This is a genomic window from Flavobacterium glycogeni (assembly GCF_048286775.1).
GTDB lineage: Bacteria > Bacteroidota > Bacteroidia > Flavobacteriales > Flavobacteriaceae > Flavobacterium.
The window spans coordinates 251,067-271,113 of sequence record NZ_JBLVPV010000002.1 but is presented as its reverse complement, the minus strand read 5'-3'; the positions used below and the strand labels follow the sequence as shown (position 1 = coordinate 271,113).

Sequence of the window (20,047 nt, the reverse complement as noted above, 5' to 3'; positions counted from 1 at the left end):
TACGAGTAAATATCTAAAAAAACGAATTTAATTATGAAAAAATTTTCAACACTTTTTTTGGTTTCCCTGTTGAGCGGAGTAGTAACACTGGGTTCATACAAATTATTATTTGACACCAATGGATATTTTTCTAATGATAAAAATTCAGGAGTCACAACGGCATCCGATTCTTACGGAAAGAAAGTAGGATTATCATCGGATGTACTTGATTTTACTGAGGCTGCAGAAAAAACCATCCATACGGTTGTGCACGTAAAAAACGTTTCCCGCAGAATCATTACGAATCCCATTTTAGAATATTTTTATGGATATAAAGGAGGACAATCCCAGGAGCAAGTAGGAACGGGTTCCGGAGTAATCATTTCTGAAGACGGTTATATTGTGACCAATAATCACGTAATCAAAGGTGCATCAGAAATTGAAATTACCCTAAACAATAAAAAATCATATGTGGCAAAACTCATTGGAACCGATTCTAAAATGGATATTGCCTTATTGAAAATTGACGCAGAGGAGAAATTACCATATACCGTTTTTGCCAATTCTGATTCGGTGAAAATTGGCGAATGGGTTTTGGCAGTCGGAAATCCGTATAATTTAACTTCCACGGTAACCGCCGGAATTGTTTCGGCGAAAGCCAGAGATTTAGACACTAGCGGAATCCAGTCTTTCATACAAACAGATGCTGCGGTAAACCCGGGAAACAGTGGTGGCGCCTTAGTCAACACGCGTGGTGAACTGATAGGAATCAACACGATGATTTCCTCCATGACGGGTTCTTATGTAGGCTATTCGTTTGCGGTTCCTTCAAATATTGCCCGAAAAATCATTGAAGATCTTATGGAATTTGGCAATGTGCAAAGAGGAATTCTTGGTGTTGAAGGAGGCGAATTAAATAGTATTACTTCCAAAGAATTAGGAATAACACAAACGCAAGGATTCTACATTAATAAAGTAACCAAAAATTCCGGTGCCGAAAAATCAGGACTTGGAAAAGGCGATGTCATCATCAAATTAGACGAACAAAGTGTGACGACTTTTGCTGATCTTTCCAGATACATCAATACGAAAAGACCCAATGACAAAATACAGGTTACCTATATCAGAGATGGAAAAACCAGAGTGGTTCCTGTTATCTTGAGCAAAAATGAGTTTTTCAATGCTGAATTTAAAGGCATCGAATTAGAAAACATCGAGGCCGCTGACAAAAAGAAATTCAAAATTGATTATGGTGTAAAAATTAAATCAATCACCAGCGAAAACTTGAAACAATACGAAGCGGAATTAATAGGAAATATTATCTTGAGTATTGACAATGTAAAAGCTACGGATGTGGAAACGGTTTCTAAACTTTTAAGTAAAAAAGAGGAAAACCAGACGGTACGCATCGAAATGATTAATAAAAACGGAGAGGTAATCCGAGTGATCCTCTAAGGTATTCGAATTTTAAAAAAACCAAAGCCATCTTGAAAAAACAAGGTGGCTTTTTTATTTTATAAATAATTCATAAAATGTATTACGAAATCGATTGAAATGGGTACTTTTGCGCAAAATTTGTAAAAAATACAATCACTTATTTTCATTAAATTTTCAACATGGCAACCACAACTTTATACGAAAAGGAAGTTACTTTTCAAGCCGACAGGCGACGTGCAGGAGTAGAATTGATTAAAATCATCAGCGATTTATGGTATGATAAATCCATAGAAATGGTCTTATTTAGAAATCAATTAATTGATAGAAATGTAAGCGACATCATCAACCTACATGAATATGCGGGAGAATTTGTGAGCAAACCTATTTCGGTATTTGATTCTGTAGAAATAGCCAGAGCTGTTTTAGAATTGGATTTACCGCCTTCTAAACTCGACATTGGCAAACTGACTTACGAATATCGTTTGGAAGATGAAAAATACCCTGACGCCAAATATTTTGTTATTGATAAATTAAAATACGCAAAAGACTCTGAGGAAATCCAACCGAAAGATGTTGTGCTGTATGGTTTTGGTCGAATTGGTCGCTTATTGGCTAGAGAATTAATGTCCAAAACAGGAAAAGGAAGTCAATTGCGATTGCGCGCTATCGTGACACGTGATAAAAATGACGCCACTACTCTTGAAAAAAGAGCGTCCTTATTACGATACGATTCTATTCACGGCGATTTTCAAGGCTCGGTAACTGCCGACCCTGAAAACAATGCTTTGATTATCAACGGAACAACCGTTCACGTCATTACTGCCAACGGACCAGAAGAAATTGATTATACTCATTTTGGAATCGACAATGCGTTGGTAATTGACAACACAGGCGCTTTTACTACACACGAAGCGTTAAGTAGACATTTAGTTTCTAAAGGTGCGGATAAAGTATTGCTTACCGCTCCGGGAAAAGGAGTTCCAAATATTGTTCATGGCGTAAACCAAAACGAATACAATCCTGACGAAATCAACATTTTTTCGGCTGCGTCGTGTACTACCAATGCAATTACGCCAATATTGAAAGCTGTTGAAGACACATTAGGAGTTGTAAAAGGACATTTAGAAACGATCCATGCCTATACGAACGACCAGAATCTTGTGGATAATATGCACAAAAAATACCGTCGTGGAAGAGCCGCTGCTTTGAATATGGTCATTACCGAAACGGGTGCCGGAAGTGCTGTTGCAAAAGCATTGCCAAGCCTTGCCGGAAAATTAACATCAAATGCGATTCGGGTACCGGTTCCTAACGGTTCATTGGTAGTCTTGAATCTTGAAGTCTCCAGAGAAACATCGCTTTTAGAAATCAATGCCATCATGAAAAAATATGCATTGGAAGGCGAATTGGTAGAACAAATCAAATATTCTTTGAATAACGAATTGGTTTCTTCGGATATCGTGGGAACATCAGCTCCTGCAATTTATGACAGTAACGCCACAATCGTTTCTGCCGACGGAAAAAATATCGTGTTATACATTTGGTACGATAACGAATACGGATACAGCCACCAGGTAATCCGATTAGCAAAATACATTGCCAAAGTAAGACGTTTTACGTATTACTAGCATATCGTTTACAGGTTGTGGGTTGCGGGTTGTAATTTTTAGTTTTTTAGTTTTTAGATTTAGATTGAAAAAAGCAGCAACCCAACCTGAATTAAATAGAAAATCCGTCGCGTTATGAAAACGAGACGGATTTTTTTATGTGTAAATGTAATGGCTCGCAGATGATGCGGATCAATCCGATTTTCATGGATTTTTTAAAAGTCATGAAACTAATACATCCGCAAACTCATAACTTATAATTCATAACTAACTACTCCTTAGGTTTTGTCAAATAATACACCGGAATTCCAATCAGCATAATCAAAACACCCCAACCGCTTGTACTTGTTTTAGTGTATAACAGCGCCAAACAAATAGCACTTGCAATAACAATATAGAGTCCCGGTAAAAACGGATATCCAAAAGCTTTATACGGTCTTTCTACATCGGGCATTTTCTTGCGAAGAATAAATATTCCCAAGATGGTCAGAATATAAAATATCAAAACGATGATTACCACAAAATCCAATAAATCGCCATATTTCCCTGTCAGACACAAAGCCGAAGCCCAGATACACTGCGCCCAAATAGACCATGCCGGGACACTGGCTTTATTCAATTCGGCTGCTTTTTTAAAGAAAACACCGTCTTGAGCCATCGTATAGTAGACTCTGGCACCTGCCATAATCAATCCGTTGTTACAGGCAAAAGTCGAAATCATAATCATCACAGCAATAATCAAAGTCCCAACGGATCCAAAGATAACTTGTGAAGCTACAACCGCCACACGATCTGACTCGGCCGTGGCAATACCTTGCAAAGGCACAACAGCCAAATACATAATATTGGCCACAATATAAATAACACTAACGATTAAGGTTCCTAAGAACAAACTCAATCCCACATTGCGTTTTGGGTTTTTAATTTCACCTGCAATAAAAGTCACCCCTTCCCAAGCCACACTCGAGAACAACGAACCCACTAAAGCTGCCGAAATTGCCGAAATCATTGCCGTTCCGCTTATAGGCATCCAAGATCCGTTAGTCACATCCATAGATTGTGAAGCCCAAGCGTTGGTCCAGTTGGCATCCCACACTTCTGCTTTTGCAGCCATGAAACCAAAAATAATCAAACCTGCCAACGACAGAATTTTGATTACGGTAAGAACCGTTTGTAAGATCTTAGAGTTTTTTACCCCGCGGCTATTGATGTAACTCAACAAAATAATGGTAAAAATAGAAACAATCTGAGCAGCATTGAGTTTGAAATCGCCAATCTCATACAAAATATTTTTATCGCTTAAAGGCGCGTACAAATAAGCAGCAAATTTAGCAAAAGCCACACCCACGGCAGCAATTGTCCCGGTTTGAATCACCGCAAAGAAACTCCAACCGTATAGAAAACCCACCAGTTTCCCGTAGGCTTCTTTGATATACACATACTGCCCTCCGGCTTTAGGAAACATAGCACTCAATTCGCCATAACTCACGGCGGCAATCACCGTAATTACACCCGTAAGCACCCACATAGCAATCAGCCAACCGGCCGAACCCAACTGGCGCACCATATCTGAGCTTACAATAAATATCCCGGAACCTATCATAGAACCCACCACAAGCATGGTTCCGTCAAGTAATCCTAATTCTCTTTTAAAATCTTCTGGTTTTTGGTCTTCCATATATTGGATTTTTGGTTTTTAGTTGGCTAAAGATATACTTTTTTTGGAAATTTCATAAAGTGGAGTAGAAAATGACAAATAGGTTTTTAGTTTGGGCGTGCCCCTGCAGATTGCTTCGTCGTTCCTCCTCGCAACTTCGGGTCGGGCTGTACGCTGTATCTTTATTTTCTTAAAGAAAGAAAATAAAGGATGCCGCTACCCTCCCTCACGCAAACCGCAATAACAATGGTATTCATTTATTTCAAGAAAATTTGTAAGAAAATTTTAATATATTTGAAAAACATAAAACGAAAGAAACCTTCGCCAATCTACCCATATTTGGGTGTATATACGAGGGTTTGTTTCGCCTATATGCAAGTTGTGCGTAAATTTATCCAAACAAGATGACAAATTTTCAAGAAACAGTAGTAACAGGAATCATCAGTGGAATAATATCAGGAGGTGTTATCTACTTAATCCAATATATTGCCGATAAAATAAATAGAAATAAGGAAGCTAAAAATAAAGAATTGTTAGGTGTATCTAAAAATAGATTTCTTGCTAAAGATTTTCTTTACAATTATGTCCCTGGTGAAATAACAATTCAAAAAATCATAGAAGACTTTGGGCAACCAATCGCAAAAGGAACAGATTATTTAGAAAAAGAATACCTTGAAGAAAAGTATAAATTTCACTATTATAAATATAAGTTTTCAAATGCTACTGTAATTTTCACAACAGATTCAGAAGACACTAATATTGTTTCCATATCATTGGTATTTAAAGGAGATAAAAATCATCCTATAGATTGTCGAGTGTCTTATGCTGATGAAGAAAAACCTTTTGGGATAGCAAAAATAACTCAAAATATAATTGACAACGCTGAAGATTTTGAGAAGCAAATGTATGCAAGTTGGATGTATTCTTCAATAACATCTAGATTTGTAGAATATCGCCCAATAAAATATTTACATTTTACATATTTTATTTATAATCCTTATGAAACGAAAGAAGAGATGCTTGACAATGAAATTGATGGAATTTGCATTTCTACATTTCAAGATATAAAACCAATAATTCATTTTGATGATTTCATATACAATTAAAAAAATCTACACATAACAGTTAGAGTTTCGTTGCGTGCGTAGCACGAACAATGAAACTCGTGTTGAACGGAACCTATTGCACGTCCGTTAACACTATGGAGTTTTCGTAAAATCATGAGAGAGAATTATAAGAGGATTTACTGTCCTCTTTTTTTTGAGAAGTATTTTGGGTTTGGTTTCGTGTTTTTCTTCACTTTTGAACACAAGTTCCCTTACCCATAAAATTAGTCTTCATAGGAATTTGCGTTTTGGCTCCTTTCGTCTGGGCATAAAACTTTTCCATAATTCGAAAGTCTTATTAGCTATAAGCGACATTTGAATTCGCTTGCCAATCAATTTCTTTTCAGACAAAGTTTCAATTCGTGGAGTCATATAGAATGCTATTGTTTGTTGATTTTTTTCATGCAAACACTATTCTCAACATGCTCGTATTGACCATAGTTCGGGATTATTTCATAGCCATATTTGGCATAAAGCCCAATAGCTTCTGGGTTGTTTTTTCCGGTTTCCAGAACGCATGCGGTATAGTTTATTTCCCCGGCCCAGTTTTCCAATTCTTTTAAAACCGATCCTGCTATTCCTTTCCCACGAAAATCAGGATGAACAAACATTCTCTTAATTTCAACGGTATTGGTATCAAATTCCTTGAATGCACCGCAACCAACAGCTTCATTGTTGGAGTAATAAACCACAACATTTTTGATTTTGTCTATTTTATTAAACTGTGCATAAAAATCGTGTTCTTCGCCATCTTTTATCTTTAAATCTTTATCGAGTAAAACGACAAGGTTCTGGAAATCGATAGCTGAGGAAGTTGTTCTTTTTATTGTTGTCATGTTTTGTAAATTATTTATTCATAAACAAAAATAGGTAAGCAGTTTAATTAAAAGAGGGATTTGACTTGATTTTTTTATAAATAATTGTAGACTTTAACCAAAGACAAATCATCTAAGTGAAATAGTATATTATTTCAGTTTTGTTCTATAAAGGTGGATATACTAGCGGAATAAATAAAACAACAATTTCAGATTTAATTAACGAAATTGAGTTGTACAATAAGCAGGCTATTTTGTTAAATAATGTGTTCCATGTTTAGTTTAAAGTTTATTGTGTACTTTTGAAATCAATGATTAATTGAAGTTTTGGTCCTATTCTTTCCAACTTCTAAAAACAGCGGAACAGCTGCCTGCAACTGAAATGAACACACTGCAATATATAAACCAGCTACTTGACATTGATCTAAAAAGCAATGACGAGATTCCATTTAAAATTACCGAAAAAGAAATAGAGGCAGGGCAAATAATTACAAATTATGATGAAATTGAAACTAAAGTCTACTTCTTGAAAAGGGGTATCGTACAGGTTTCACTGCTTTATTATGATGATGAAAGAATACTTGATTTTTTCTTCGAAAACAGTTTTCTCAACTCCTATACCTCCTTTTTGACAAAGCTTCCTTCCGATGTTCAATTAATTGCCTTGACAAAGGTTGAATTAGATGTCATTGATGGTGCAGACATACTAAATGCCTATAAAACTTCTTTACTGGCGAATCAATTAGGCAGGTATGTTACCGAACGGTTGTTTATAAATAATACCAAAAGAGAGAAGGACTTATTGACAAAAACTGCAGAACAACGTTACATAGAACTCTTGCAAAACAGACCCGATATCGTTTCGTTAATATCCATAAATAAAATTGCCAAGTATTTAGGAATTCATCCCGAAAGTCTGAGCCGTATTCGAAAATTTATCGTTGCCTAACATAGGTTATTTTTAAAGCCATTTGGATTAAGCATCTTTGCAAAGGAAGTTTAAGGTCGTTCCTTAAACTCCGAAAACTTTTAGATACACTAAGTTTAAAATTTGCGATATGAATTTTTATAAATTATGTAAAAAGCCTTTTTTTGGGCGTTTTATGGTCGAATGGGTAAATCCGTTATCCGAAGAAGAAAAAAAAGAATGGCAACAAATTGAAGTACAAAGTAAATCGGGCGGGCTTATCGCAGGATTATTTGCTTTAGCTAAAACTGAAAATGCAAAAGCAACAATCGTATTGGGGCACCCGATGGGCAAAGAGGCCAAAGGATATTTTATCAAAAACGGATACACCAATCTTTTAAGAGCGCACGGATACAATGTACTGCTTTTTGACATCAACGGTTTTGGGGAAAGTGCCCATGGTAATTTTTCGTATTTCGATGATATTATTGCCATCGGCATGGAGGCTAAAAAACTAACACCCGATTTGCCAATAGGCTATCACGGCATTTCTTTAGGCGGAATATGGGCAACTATCGCGTTTGCAGACGAATCGCATAATTATGATTTTGCAATCGTTGAAAGTGCCGCAACAACACTAGATGAATTTTGGGTGCATTTTCCGGTTGCCCATAAAACACTAAAGATACTCAACGTTTTCTTTCCTAGTTACAGAAAAAAAATCAGAATGATTGACCGGATTAAAGAAGTCAAGAAGCTCCAGTCCATACTATTCATTTATTCGTTAACGGATGATTGGACAACTGTGTCAATGGGAGAAAGATTGCATCTAAACTGTAATGTGCAATCAGAATTATGGACCATTGAAAAGGCAAAACACGCCATGATTATGAAATCTGAATTTAAGGAAGTGTATCAGGAAAAGATTATTGCGTATTTCGACCAATCGATAAACGAACTAATTGAAAAAAAATCAATAGCAAAATGAATTCAGATCAATTAATAATACGCAAATTAAAACTTAACGCAACGGTAGACAAAGTTTGGGAGGTATTAACAAATCCGGAATACACTAAACAATTTATGTTTAATTGCGAAGCCCATTCGGATTGGAAAGTAGGAAGCGAAATTAAGTGGAAAGGGAATTTTCAGGGTTCCAACTCTACGAAGAGTTAGCCGCTCCGCAAAGTCTTCAGACTTTGCGTTTTTTTAAATTGCCTTGAAACTCGTAAACGTATAAAAGTCTCCAGACTTTTTCCGTCCCCACAACAACAAGCCACCAAACAAAAAACTACAAAGTAAAGCGCAATTTACATTGTAGTTTTTTTATTTATATTTACAAAATAACTAACAAAATGAAACTACCTCCATACGACATTTTCCAAATTATTTCTGGTGACAAAATCTCGTTGCGACAAATTCTGCCTTCGGACATTAAAGACTTATTGAAATTCATTATATAAGTTTGGTTTTATTCCGAACTTTTTTTTATATTTGTATATACTTATGAGATTAATCGGAAAAAACAGATTAACGAAACTAAAAGTAAAGAATCTTGGAAGCAAATCTTTATGTACAGCAATTGATGTATTAATTTCAGATATTGAAAATAACAATTGGAAGAATGAGGCTGAACTAAAGATCATTAGAAACGATGCTGATTGTGTTCATAATGATGGATTTTACTTTTTTGATATTGCAATACATCGAACAATGATTTTATTGGAGTTTGATGAAGATGGAGAAGCAACAATTATATGGACAGGCGACCATCAAGATTATGAAAGAACATTTAAAAACAACAAAAAGACTATTGAAAAATGGTTAAAATCACGAAACCACGTATAGCCATGAAAACACATTTTGACATTGAAGAATTTGTTCTTAAAGGTAAAATAGAAAATGAATTAGATTTTGAAAGAGCTTTAATCGCAGATAGAAAATTACGTCTTCTTTCCAGGGAATCAGTTCATTTCAAAACTTTAAGAAAAAAGTTAAGAGACATTATTGAAATATATGAAACCAATAATTGGTCTGATGAAAATGCAATTGATGAAGATAAAATTAAAGAAAGTGACATTGCAGAATTAATTGCCGAAAAAGAAAGAGAATTCATAGAAAACAGGAAGACTATAATCAAAAATAAACTAAAAGATCTTAATCTAAATCAACAAGAATTAGGATCTATTCTAGGGCATAAAAGTAAAACTCACATGTCAGAATTAATGAACGGAATTAGTCCTTTTTCTTTAAAAGATTTAATTCTAATTAATCGATTATTAAAAATTGACATTAGTGAATTAATTCCCGTTTTCTTACCTAAAAATGAACAAATTAGAGTGAAAAATGCTATTTCAAAATTGAATAAACCAAAAATAAAATTGACTACAGACGATTTAATTTTCGCATAACAGCGGCTCCCGCTCTACGAAGAGTTAGCCGCTCCGCAAAGTCTGCGACTTTGAGGAAACGACAAACGGTCTCCCGACCGCAAATAAATCATGAAATTATTTAAACATATCGGTCGGAGACCGAGAAACACCTCCTCAAAGTCTCCGGATTTTCCGCAGCACGTTTAAAAACTTGCAGGTCAATCAAAACTTAATACCAACTTGACAACCAAAAAAACTCCCAAGTTGCCTTGAGAGTTCAGTCATCATGTTTCTTTTTCACTTGGATGTCTATAATTGCTCTCGGTTCGATAGGCGGAAATCTTTTCCGTGCCCACAACGACAGACAAGAAAAACAGAAAAAAGCTACACCCATGAAGATGTAACTTTTTTATATCGTACTTTAAATTAGATTCCTATAAACACAAAACAATCTACATAATCTTAGTACATTTTCACATGTATGGAGAAAATGTGTTTTTAATTGGTTTTCATTGGCGGCAAGTCAAATGCGGCTGATTCATGTTCAAAATTGTTGCGGTGTGAACCATCACAAAAAGGTTTGTTCACTGATAATCCACAACGGCATAGACCCAAGGCAGTTCTTCCTTCTAATCCGTACACTTTTCCTTCACAATCTGTTATTTCGAAATCACCTTCTATTTTTATAGATCCGTTGCGATTAATTGTTAGTTTCGTCTTACTCATAATGCTATTTAATTTTTTAGAGCTCAAAGATTGCAAAATATATGCTGAACGTTCAGCAATAGCGCTATTTTTTATGATACAGAAAGCTAATTTACATTAATTCTATATTAATTTAAATGATGAAGCAATAGTAGCCAACCGAACCAGATCACAAAAGAAAGGATAATGCAAAATTCAGCGTAAACTTCGTACAACATAGAATACAATTTGCAATCTCAACAAACTGAATTCTGATTCATTGTTCCTTTTAATTTTATGATACAGGCAGAATGATCCCATCAATATCGTACATTTGTCTGATACATAGCCTACTTATAGACGATTTGATTCCTTTATGTTTTACAACATAATGAATATCCATAATCTTTTTTTTAACCAAAAACGGGTTCAAAACTATTTAATATTTTTAAAAGTATGAGTATCTTAAAAAAAGTAAATGTATTCCGAAGGATTTTAACGCGTAGTTTGACTAAAAACATCGGCAGTTCACACTTTGAGCAAAAAATAGATTTGACTCACAAAATTGAAATAAAAAGAATTTTAATTTCCAGACCGAATCACAGGTTAGGAAACCTGTTATTAATTACGCCACTGGTTCAAGATGTAATAACTACTTTTCCTGATTGCAAAATTGATTTGTTTGTAAAAGGCGGTTTAGCACCTATTATATTTAAAAATTACACGAACATCAATTACATCATTGAACTTCCCAAAAAACCTTTTAAACATTTAATACGTTATTTTCAAGTTTGGACAAAAATCAAAAGACAACGCTATGACATTGCAATAAATGTCGCCAAAGGTTCTTCATCAGGGAGATTGTCAGCGCAGTTTGCTAATGCAAAATATAAATTTTTTGGCGAGGAAGACGAAACAATTCAATTGAAACACAAGGATTACGAACACATTGCAAAATATCCGGTGTATGAATTCAGAAGTTTTTTAACCAAATTAGGATTCGAGGAAAACGATAATCCAGTTCCATCCTTAGACCTTAAGTTAAGCCTTTCTGAACTGGCTGAAGGCAAAAAAACAGTAGACAAAATAGTCCTTAATGACAAAAAAACTATTTCCATTTTCACCTATGCAACTGATGATAAATGCTACTCGGAAACTTGGTGGGAAGAATTTTATGAGAGATTAAAAACGGAATATGAAGACTACACTATTATAGAAGTTTTGCCCGTCGAAAATATTTCAAAAATAGGATTTAAAGCGCCAACATTTTACAGCAAAGATATTCGAGAAATTGGATCTGTAATTGCAAATACCCGCATTTTTATTGGTGCAGACAGTGGAATTATGCATTTAGCCAGTGCTGCGCAAACACCTACTGTTGGGCTATTTTCTCGTAATAATCAAAGCACGTACCTGCCTTACAACAATAATAGTGTGGCCATAAACACCAATACTAGCACTATTGATGAATGGATAAAGATTATAAATACCATTCTTGGCAAGAATTAATTTTAAATACAAAACAACAAATACTTTTTTAGCAAAATAAAAACTAAAATACAATAACATCTGATGGGCCAGGAAAACTTGACACCATAACCGTAAGAGCAGACGGAATCAAACAAATATACGTTCAAGTATTCAAATGATGTTGGATTGAAATAAATAGTGCAGAACATCATTAAACTAAAAAAGCGAAACTCCTTAGTTGCCTGAGGAGTTTCGCTTTTTTTATTCTTTATTATTGAATTTTACTATTTAGAATTATTGTAGGACTCTATTTATTTGGGAGAAATTTTTCTCATAGTATTTCTCTTTAGTTGAGGAAATAATAACTCCATTACTCACTGAAGAGTGAATGAATTTTATTTCTCCTTCGCAAACTTCTACCACCATACCCACATGATTAATTTGGCGTCTACCATTCGTTTTAAAGAAAATTAAATCGCCTTTTTGAGCTTCTTCGGTATTTATTTTAGTGCCAATACCAGATTGTTCTCTTGATGTTCTTGGTAACTTAATGTCGAATGCCCCAAAAGTAGTACACATTAAACCGGAGCAGTCAAATCCTTCTTTTGAAGTTCCACCAGTACGATATCTGGTTCCTATATTTTCTGAAGCGCGTTCTATCAATTGATCCAGAAGAGCATGGCTAAAAATAGGTTTTACTGAATTGCTAAAATCAATTTTAGTGTTTTCAATAGTAGTCGTATTATCGCTATCAGTGCTGACAACAGCACTGTTTTCTGCTGGTACATTATTCGCACGAATGTTCAATTTATATCCTACACGAAGTCCGTTTTTAATTTCTGGATTTTGTTTTTCTAATTCCCGAACCGTAATTCCGTATTGTTTAGCAATACCGTATTTAGTTTCTTTAGGCAACACTTCCCGAACAATATTCTCTGAAGTTGCGCTAACCGTTTCATTTGGTTGAGGAAGAGCTGTAAATTCTGATTTTGGTAAATCTATTTTTGGCTGTAAAACTACTGCTGCTGCTATTTTCGGTACAATTGTAACAGGTTGAGCAATATCTACTGATTCTTCACTTGGCGAATTTATTTTTGGCTGTAAAACTACCGCTTCTTCTATTTTCGGTACAATTGTAACGGGTTCAGCAATAACTACAGCTGCTTCGTTTGGTAATTCTTTGCTTTGTTGTGGCACAACCGCTACTTCAGTTACTGGTATTCCATTTCCCGGAATAGTTATTTTTTGACCTACTCTAAGTGCTTTAGTTCCTAAAGTTGGATTGGCTTTGTCTAATTCTTTAACCATAATTCCGTATTTTCTTGCGATAGAATATTTTGATTCTTTGGGCAGTACTTCTATTGTGGTTTGTTCCGTAGTGGATTTTTCAGCTTCAATTACCTGGGGAGCAACTATTAATGCAGCTTTTTGGGAGCCCATTTTGGTTTGAGGAGTCACAGCTACTTCCGTTGAAGATGTGTTCGCTGGAATTATAATTTTTTGACCAATTTTCAATCCTGCAGATTCTAATGTTGGATTGAGTTCGTTTAATTCTTTTAGGGAGATTCCGTATTGTTTGGCAATTCCGTAAAGCGTTTCTTTGGCAAGTACTTCGTGTTCTTTTGCGGAGGAATTTGTTGCGACCTTGGATTTAGTATTTGTTTTCTTTGAGGCTGCTACAGGAATTAATAAAATGGAATTGAGTTTTAAGAGATTTTTTGCGTTTGGATTTAATTTGAAAATAGCACTTTGTTTTACATCATATTTCTCAGCAATACTAGAAATTGTTTCTCCTTTTACTATGGTGTGTTTCATGCTTTTTTCCTGAGAAAAAAGAACGATACTATTCAATAAAAACAATGTTACAATTAATCTTAAACTCATATTCATTTATTTCAAATTACGTATCCCTTTTTTATTCTACACAGCGATTTCGGGATATAATTATTAAATCTCGCTATGGTTTGCTTTTTTACTATTCTATTTAAAAAATTGTAAAAATAATCCTTATCTCTTTTAAAAAAAGAGAGTCAGAATGTGTTCATTTTAAATTCTAGTTGATTTTTTATTTCAGTTGCAAAAGCAGCTGAAACCGTTACGCCGTACACTACTAATGCAGTGTTGCGTTGAAAATAAAAATTCTAAAGAAGGTTGATTCTAGAAACAATCGAAAAAAGCTTCTTTGAAAATTTAATTTTTCAAAAAAGCTAATATAAGTGATTTAATCAAAAAACACCGTCTTTTTTTAAATTTTAACGTTCAAAAAATAAAATTCCGCCCTGTTTTTTGAATTTTGTTCCTATTTTCGATTTAAACCTCTTTCCTTTTTACGACTATCCGTATCTAATCCCTGTACTAATTTTTACCACTCCCGAAGCTTCGGGATAAAGGGTTTCCACAGATTAAAGAAAAAGCGAATTCGATTTATTGGAGAAATCTTTTAAAATTGTAAATCTGTGTAAAAAAATAAAATGGATTGAAATTTTTGCTTCTGATTTCTAGCCCTGATGAAAGTGGAAAGCCTTTTGAAGTGGAATTGCCTATTTTTCCTGAGAAAAAAGAGCGACCAACGGAAGCTCCTTTTTTATCTTGGAAAAAAGCAATTGCGCGAAAAAGCTTGAAACGGACAGCAGGAAATAGCTCCTAAAATAAATTTGGAATGAATCAAAAAAAACTCCCAAGTTACCTTGAGAGTTTTGAATATAAAATATTTAATTTACTTATGCTTTTCCAGCGGCAGCAATCAAGTTTAATGCCGAACCTGCAACGAACCAACCAATTTGTCCTTCGTTATAGGTATGGTTTGCCAAGATAATATCTTTGGTTCCATCAGCATGAACGAATTCTAGAGTTAACGGTTTTCCTGGAGCAAAATCAACTAAATCTGTGAAGTTGATGGTGTCATCTTCCTGGATTTTATCGTAATCTGCTTCAGTAGCAAATGTCAATCCCAAAAGACCTTGTTTTTTAAGGTTTGTTTCGTGGATACGAGCAAATGATTTTACCAATACCGCTTTCACACCTAAGAAACGAGGTTCCATAGCCGCATGTTCACGAGAAGATCCTTCTCCGTAATTGTGATCCCCAACAACAATTGAAGGAACACCAGCTGCTTTATAAGCACGCGCTACAGCAGGAACTGCATCGTACGTACCAGTCAACTGATTTTTAACTGTATTTGGTTTTTGGTTGAATGCATTGATAGCACCAATCAACATATTATTAGAAATATTATCTAAATGTCCACGGAAACGCAACCATGGACCAGCCATAGAGATGTGGTCTGTTGTACATTTTCCGAAAGCTTTGATAAGCAATTTAGCACCTGTGATGTTTTTTCCATCCCAAGGTAAGAACGGAGCTAATAATTGCAACCTTTCTGAAGTTTCGCTAACTGCGATTTGAACACCTGAACCATCTTCGGCTGGCGCTTGAAAACCTGGATCTTCCGCATCAAAACCTTTTGGAGGCAATTCATTTCCTGTTGGAGCGTCTAATTTTACTTCTTCTCCATTTTCATTGATTAAAGTATCAGTCAACGGATTGAAACCTAAATCTCCAGCAATTGCCAGCGCCGTTACTAATTCCGGCGAACCTACGAAAGCCATAGTATTTGGATTCCCATCGGCACGTTTTGAAAAGTTACGGTTGAAAGAGTGAACGATTGTGTTGCGTTCTTCTTTCTCAGCACCTTCTCTATCCCACATTCCGATACATGGTCCGCAAGCGTTAGCAAAAACAGTTGCTCCCATTTTATCGAAAATATCGATAAATCCGTCACGTTCTATTGTATAACGCACTACTTCAGATCCCGGAGTAATGGTAAATTGAGATTTTATTTTTAAGTTTTTATCGGTAACTTGTTTAGCCAAAGAAGCTGCACGAGCAATATCTTCGTAAGAAGAGTTCGTACAAGAACCAATCAAACCCACATCAATTTTTAAAGGCCAGTTGTTTTTGATCGCTTCCTCTTTCATTTTAGAAATTGGAGTAGCTAAATCTGGAGTGTATGGTCCATTTAAATGTGGCTCTAATTCGTCTAAGTTAATTTCGATAACTTGGTCGAAATACAATTCCGGATTTGCATATACTTCAGCATCACCTGTTAAGTAAGGCGCAATTTTATCAGCAGCATCAGCTACATCAGCTCTATTAGTAGAACGCAAATAACGTCCCATTGAAGCATCGTAACCAAATGTAGAAGTAGTCGCACCAATTTCGGCACCCATATTACAGATAGTTCCTTTTCCTGTACAAGACATAGAAGTAGCACCTTCACCAAAATATTCAACGATAGCACCTGTTCCACCTTTTACAGTAAGAATTCCAGCTACTTTAAGGATAACATCTTTTGGAGCTGTCCAACCGGAAAGTTTTCCAGTCAATTTTACTCCAATCAATTTAGGGAATTTCAATTCCCAAGCCATTCCTGACATAACATCAACCGCATCAGCACCACCAACACCAATTGCTACCATTCCTAAACCACCTGCATTTACAGTGTGAGAATCGGTACCAATCATCATTCCACCTGGGAAAGCATAGTTTTCCAAAACTACTTGGTGAATAATTCCCGCTCCCGGTTTCCAGAAACCAATTCCGTATTTATTAGATACTGAAGAAAGAAATTCAAATACTTCATTGCTTTGCGTTTTTGCTCTTGCCAAATCGGTTGCAGCATCAACTTTAGCTTGAATCAAGTGATCGCAGTGTACTGTTGTAGGAACAGCTACTTTAGATTTACCTGCATGCATGAATTGCAATAATGCCATTTGAGCCGTTGCATCTTGACAAGCAACTCTGTCTGGAGCAAAATCAACATAATCAGCACCTCTTGTAAAAGCGACAGATGGAGATCCGTCCCAAAGGTGATTGTACAAAATTTTCTCTGTTAAAGTAAGTGGGCGACCAACTATCTCACGTGCTTTATCAACACGAGTTGTCATGTTGTCGTACACTTTTTTAATCATTTCAATATCAAATGCCATAATAATATTTTTTTTTGTTATTTCATTTTGAACACTACAAGATACAAAAAATAGAATAGCTAATAAAAAAAGCCTGAGTTTATTACTCAGGCTTCTTACTATATTTGACAACAATCTGTAATTATCTTACCAATTGCTTATGAGGCGGTGCAAACTTAGTCAAGTTGATCCCTTTTACTGCAGCTTTGTACTCATCCATAGTAGGAGTTCTACCTAAGATTGTTGATAAAACTACAACTGGTGTAGACGAAAGCAAAGACTCTCCTTTTTTACCTTCAGTATCCTCAACAACTCTTCCTTGGAAAAGACGAGTAGAAGTCGCCATTACAGTATCTCCTTTTGCTGCTTTTTCCTGATTACCCATACATAGATTACATCCTGGACGCTCTAAATACAACATTTTTTCGTATGCTGTACGCGCTACTGCTTTAGGTACGTTATCATCAAATTCAAAACCAGAGTACTTTTGTAAAATTTCCCAGTCTCCTTCTGCTTTAAGTTCATCTACGATGTTATAGGTTGGAGGAGCCACAACTAGTGGTGCTTTGAACTCCACCTTACCTTGTTGCGCATCTATATTCTTAAGCATTTGAGCTAGAATTTTCATATCTCCTTTATGCACCATACAAGATCCAATGAAACCAAGATCTACTTTTTTATCTCCACCATAAAAAGAAAGAGGTCTGATGGTGTCGTGAGTATATCGCTTAGAAACATCAATATTATTTACGTCTGGATCTGCAATCATTGGCTCAGCAATCACATCAAGATCAACAACAACTTCAGCATAATACTTAGCATCTGCGTCCGGAGTCAAAGCTGGTTTCACACCTGTTTTGATCTCAGTTATTCTCTTATCCGCTATCGCAATCAAACCTTTAAGAACTTGTTTTGCATTATCCATCCCCTTATCAATCATGATCTGGATTCTACTCTTTGCTATCTCTAAGGATTCAATCAAAGTATCATCTTCAGAAATACAGATAGAAGCTTTCGCTTTCATCTCGGCAGTCCAATCCGTAAATGTAAAGGATTGATCCGCATTAAGTGTACCGATATGCACCTCAATAACTCTACCTTGGAATACGTTTTCTCCTTTAAACTGATGAAGCATCTGTGCTTGAGTAGCATGAACCACATCACGGAAATCCATGTAATGCTTCATCTCCCCTTTGAACGTTACCTTCACTGATTGAGGGATTGGCATAGTAGCTTCACCTGTAGCTAGTGCAAGAGCAACTGTTCCTGAGTCAGCGCCGAAAGCAACACCTTTAGACATTCTTGTATGAGAGTCACCACCAATGATGATAGCCCAATCGTCTACGGTAATATCGTTCAATACTTTGTGAATTACATCGGTCATAGCATGATATCCTGCTTTAGGATCACGAGCCGTAATCAAACCGAAGTCGTTCATAAACTTCATTAATCTAGGAATATTTGCTTTAGACTTATTATCCCAAACTGAAGCAGTATGACAACCTGATTGGTAAGCACCATCCACTATTGGAGAAATCACAGTAGCAGCCATAGACTCCAATTCCTGAGATGTCATAAGACCAGTTGTATCCTGAGACCCTACAATATTTACCTCCACACGTACATCTGAACCTGCGTGCAACACTTTTCCTGGAGTAGTTCCAACAGCGTTTTTATTGAATATTTTTTCTACTGCTGTAAGACCTTGTCCATCGATAGAAATTTCTTTTGATGGAGCATATACCTGAGGTATATCTATATTTAAAGTTTTTGCTGCAAATGTCTGTAGTTTTTTACCGAATACAATAGCATACGATCCACCAGCTTTAATAAATTCAACTTTTTGAGGAGTTAAAGAAGATGACATATCAATCAATTCCTTATCTCCATTATAAAGTTTCTTCGTTTTCGTGTTGATTGTAAAAACAGTTCCAGTAGCAACAGAGTAAACTTCTTCAAGAACTGCTTCTCCTGCTGCATCAAATACAACATTACCTTGTGCATCTAACTTTTTTACCCAGTTTTTAAGATCAATTCCAATTCCACCTGTAACCCCTACAGTCGTTAGAAAAATCGGTGAAATACCGTTTGTACCCGCAATGATTGGAGCAATATTGATAAATGGAACATATGGACTTGCTTGTTTACCTGTCCATAATGCCACGTTGTTTACACCTGACATTCTTGATGATCCTACACCCATAGTACCTCTCTCAGCGATTAGCATCACACTCTTATCAGGATGCGCTTCTCCTAATGCTTTGATTTCAGCTTGTGCTTCAGGAGAAATTAAACATTTACCATGAAGTTCACGATCAGATCTTGAGTGTGCCTGATTACCTGGAGAAAGTAAATCAGTTGAGATATCCCCTTCACCAGCAATAAAAGTAACTACCTTAATTTCTTCTGGTATGTCTGATAATTTAGTAAAGAACTCAGCCTTAGCATAGCTCTCTAGAATAGCTGCAGCTATTTCATTACCATTTTTGAATGCTGCTTCTAAACGATCTGTATCCGCCTCATAAAGATAAACTTGTGTTTTCAAAACGGCTGCTGCTTCTTTAGCAATAGCAACATCATTACCTAAAGCTAAATCAAGTAACACCTCAATAGAAGTTCCACCCTTCATGTGAGATAATAACTCTAAAGCAAAAGCTGGCTTAATTTCAGCAACTACTGATTCCCCCAGAATAATTTCCTTTAAAAATTTAGCTTTTACACCAGCAGCGCTAGTAGTCCCGGGTACAACATTATAAATAAAAAAATTAAGAGAATCCGCTCTGTACTCATTATTCAAATCTTTAATTTGTTCGATGATTTCGCTTAGCAATTCAGCACCATCAATTGGCTTCGGGTTAAGCCCCTGGCCTTTTCGTTCTTCAATCTCTTGGATGTAATCCTTATAAGTGTTCATATATAGAAGTCTTTTCAATTTTAAAGGCAGATTTCATTGATCATTTCAATATCAAAAGCCATAATAAATAGATATTAGTTTATTTTGTGGAGCAAATTTAATAATTAAAGATGAGAATAAAAAAAATTTAAT

General features: G+C 35.6%; 16 protein-coding genes. 10 read left to right on the top strand and 6 right to left on the bottom strand.

All coding sequences use genetic code 11. The annotated features are described in order from the left end of the window. Positions 1-33 precede the first annotated feature (33 nt). Together ACNQGX_RS02690 and ACNQGX_RS02685 are read left to right on the top strand one after the other, a co-directional pair. Positions 34-1,434 carry a trypsin-like peptidase domain-containing protein gene (locus tag ACNQGX_RS02690; protein ID WP_417973776.1) on the top strand — a complete coding sequence of 467 codons (1,401 nt, stop codon included), beginning with the start codon at positions 34-36 and terminating at the stop codon, positions 1,432-1,434. A gap of 161 nt (positions 1,435-1,595) precedes the next feature. Next, the gene (locus ACNQGX_RS02685; protein WP_417973774.1) at positions 1,596-3,044 is read left to right on the top strand and encodes a glyceraldehyde-3-phosphate dehydrogenase; all 1,449 of its coding nucleotides are present in this window, start codon (positions 1,596-1,598) and stop codon (positions 3,042-3,044) included. Between the two features lie 250 nt (positions 3,045-3,294). On the opposite strand, the gene ACNQGX_RS02680 is transcribed toward ACNQGX_RS02685, so the two are convergent. Beyond that, positions 3,295-4,701 carry an APC family permease gene (locus tag ACNQGX_RS02680; protein WP_417973772.1) on the bottom strand — a complete coding sequence of 469 codons (1,407 nt, stop codon included), beginning with the start codon at positions 4,699-4,701 and terminating at the stop codon, positions 3,295-3,297. A 383-nt stretch (positions 4,702-5,084) separates the two neighbouring features. On the opposite strand from ACNQGX_RS02680, the gene ACNQGX_RS02675 reads away from it, so the two are divergent. Next, entirely contained in the window at positions 5,085-5,786 is a 702-nt protein-coding gene (locus ACNQGX_RS02675) for a hypothetical protein (RefSeq protein ID WP_417973770.1), read from the top strand. 380 nt (positions 5,787-6,166) lie between these two features. On the opposite strand, the gene ACNQGX_RS02670 is transcribed toward ACNQGX_RS02675, so the two are convergent. Then, entirely contained in the window at positions 6,167-6,622 is a 456-nt protein-coding gene (locus ACNQGX_RS02670) for a GNAT family N-acetyltransferase (protein ID WP_417973768.1), read from the bottom strand. Between the two features lie 361 nt (positions 6,623-6,983). Between ACNQGX_RS02670 and ACNQGX_RS02665 the strand changes: the two genes are divergently transcribed. From ACNQGX_RS02665 to ACNQGX_RS02645, 5 genes are all read left to right on the top strand, one after another. Beyond that, the gene (locus tag ACNQGX_RS02665) at positions 6,984-7,550 is read left to right on the top strand and encodes a Crp/Fnr family transcriptional regulator (RefSeq protein WP_417973766.1); all 567 of its coding nucleotides are present in this window, start codon (positions 6,984-6,986) and stop codon (positions 7,548-7,550) included. 109 nt (positions 7,551-7,659) lie between these two features. Next, positions 7,660-8,496 carry an alpha/beta hydrolase gene (locus ACNQGX_RS02660; protein ID WP_417973764.1) on the top strand — a complete coding sequence of 279 codons (837 nt, stop codon included), beginning with the start codon at positions 7,660-7,662 and terminating at the stop codon, positions 8,494-8,496. Beyond that, positions 8,493-8,684 carry an SRPBCC domain-containing protein gene (locus ACNQGX_RS02655; RefSeq protein ID WP_417973762.1) on the top strand — a complete coding sequence of 64 codons (192 nt, stop codon included), beginning with the start codon at positions 8,493-8,495 and terminating at the stop codon, positions 8,682-8,684. Before ACNQGX_RS02660 ends, ACNQGX_RS02655 begins: the two co-directional genes overlap by 4 nt. Before the next feature lie 330 nt (positions 8,685-9,014). Beyond that, on the top strand, positions 9,015-9,356 hold the full coding sequence (locus ACNQGX_RS02650) for a type II toxin-antitoxin system HigB family toxin (protein WP_417973760.1): 342 nt from the start codon (positions 9,015-9,017) through the stop codon (positions 9,354-9,356). A 2-nt stretch (positions 9,357-9,358) separates the two neighbouring features. Beyond that, positions 9,359-9,919, top strand: a complete 561-nt coding sequence (locus ACNQGX_RS02645; protein WP_417973758.1) for a helix-turn-helix domain-containing protein — start codon at positions 9,359-9,361, stop codon at positions 9,917-9,919. Between the two features lie 459 nt (positions 9,920-10,378). On the opposite strand, the gene ACNQGX_RS02640 is transcribed toward ACNQGX_RS02645, so the two are convergent. Next, positions 10,379-10,606 (bottom strand): CDGSH iron-sulfur domain-containing protein, encoded by a 228-nt coding sequence (locus tag ACNQGX_RS02640; RefSeq protein ID WP_131916695.1) that lies wholly within the window; start codon positions 10,604-10,606, stop codon positions 10,379-10,381. Between the two features lie 414 nt (positions 10,607-11,020). Here ACNQGX_RS02640 and ACNQGX_RS02635 point away from each other — a divergent pair, with 414 nt between their 5' ends. Next, entirely contained in the window at positions 11,021-12,073 is a 1,053-nt protein-coding gene (locus tag ACNQGX_RS02635; protein WP_417973755.1) for a glycosyltransferase family 9 protein, read from the top strand. 255 nt (positions 12,074-12,328) lie between these two features. Here ACNQGX_RS02635 and ACNQGX_RS02630 read toward each other — a convergent pair whose 3' ends face one another. Continuing rightward, positions 12,329-13,918 carry a LysM peptidoglycan-binding domain-containing protein gene (locus ACNQGX_RS02630; protein WP_417973753.1) on the bottom strand — a complete coding sequence of 530 codons (1,590 nt, stop codon included), beginning with the start codon at positions 13,916-13,918 and terminating at the stop codon, positions 12,329-12,331. Between the two features lie 592 nt (positions 13,919-14,510). Here ACNQGX_RS02630 and ACNQGX_RS02625 point away from each other — a divergent pair. Continuing rightward, on the top strand, positions 14,511-14,681 hold the full coding sequence (locus tag ACNQGX_RS02625) for a hypothetical protein (protein ID WP_417973751.1): 171 nt from the start codon (positions 14,511-14,513) through the stop codon (positions 14,679-14,681). A 73-nt stretch (positions 14,682-14,754) separates the two neighbouring features. Here ACNQGX_RS02625 and ACNQGX_RS02620 read toward each other — a convergent pair whose 3' ends face one another. Further along, positions 14,755-17,022, bottom strand: coding sequence for an aconitate hydratase (locus ACNQGX_RS02620; RefSeq protein ID WP_417973749.1), 2,268 nt, complete (start codon positions 17,020-17,022; stop codon positions 14,755-14,757). Between the two features lie 121 nt (positions 17,023-17,143). Next, positions 17,144-19,915 (bottom strand): bifunctional aconitate hydratase 2/2-methylisocitrate dehydratase, encoded by a 2,772-nt coding sequence (locus tag ACNQGX_RS02615; RefSeq protein ID WP_417973747.1) that lies wholly within the window; start codon positions 19,913-19,915, stop codon positions 17,144-17,146. Between the last annotated feature and the right edge of the window lie 132 nt (positions 19,916-20,047).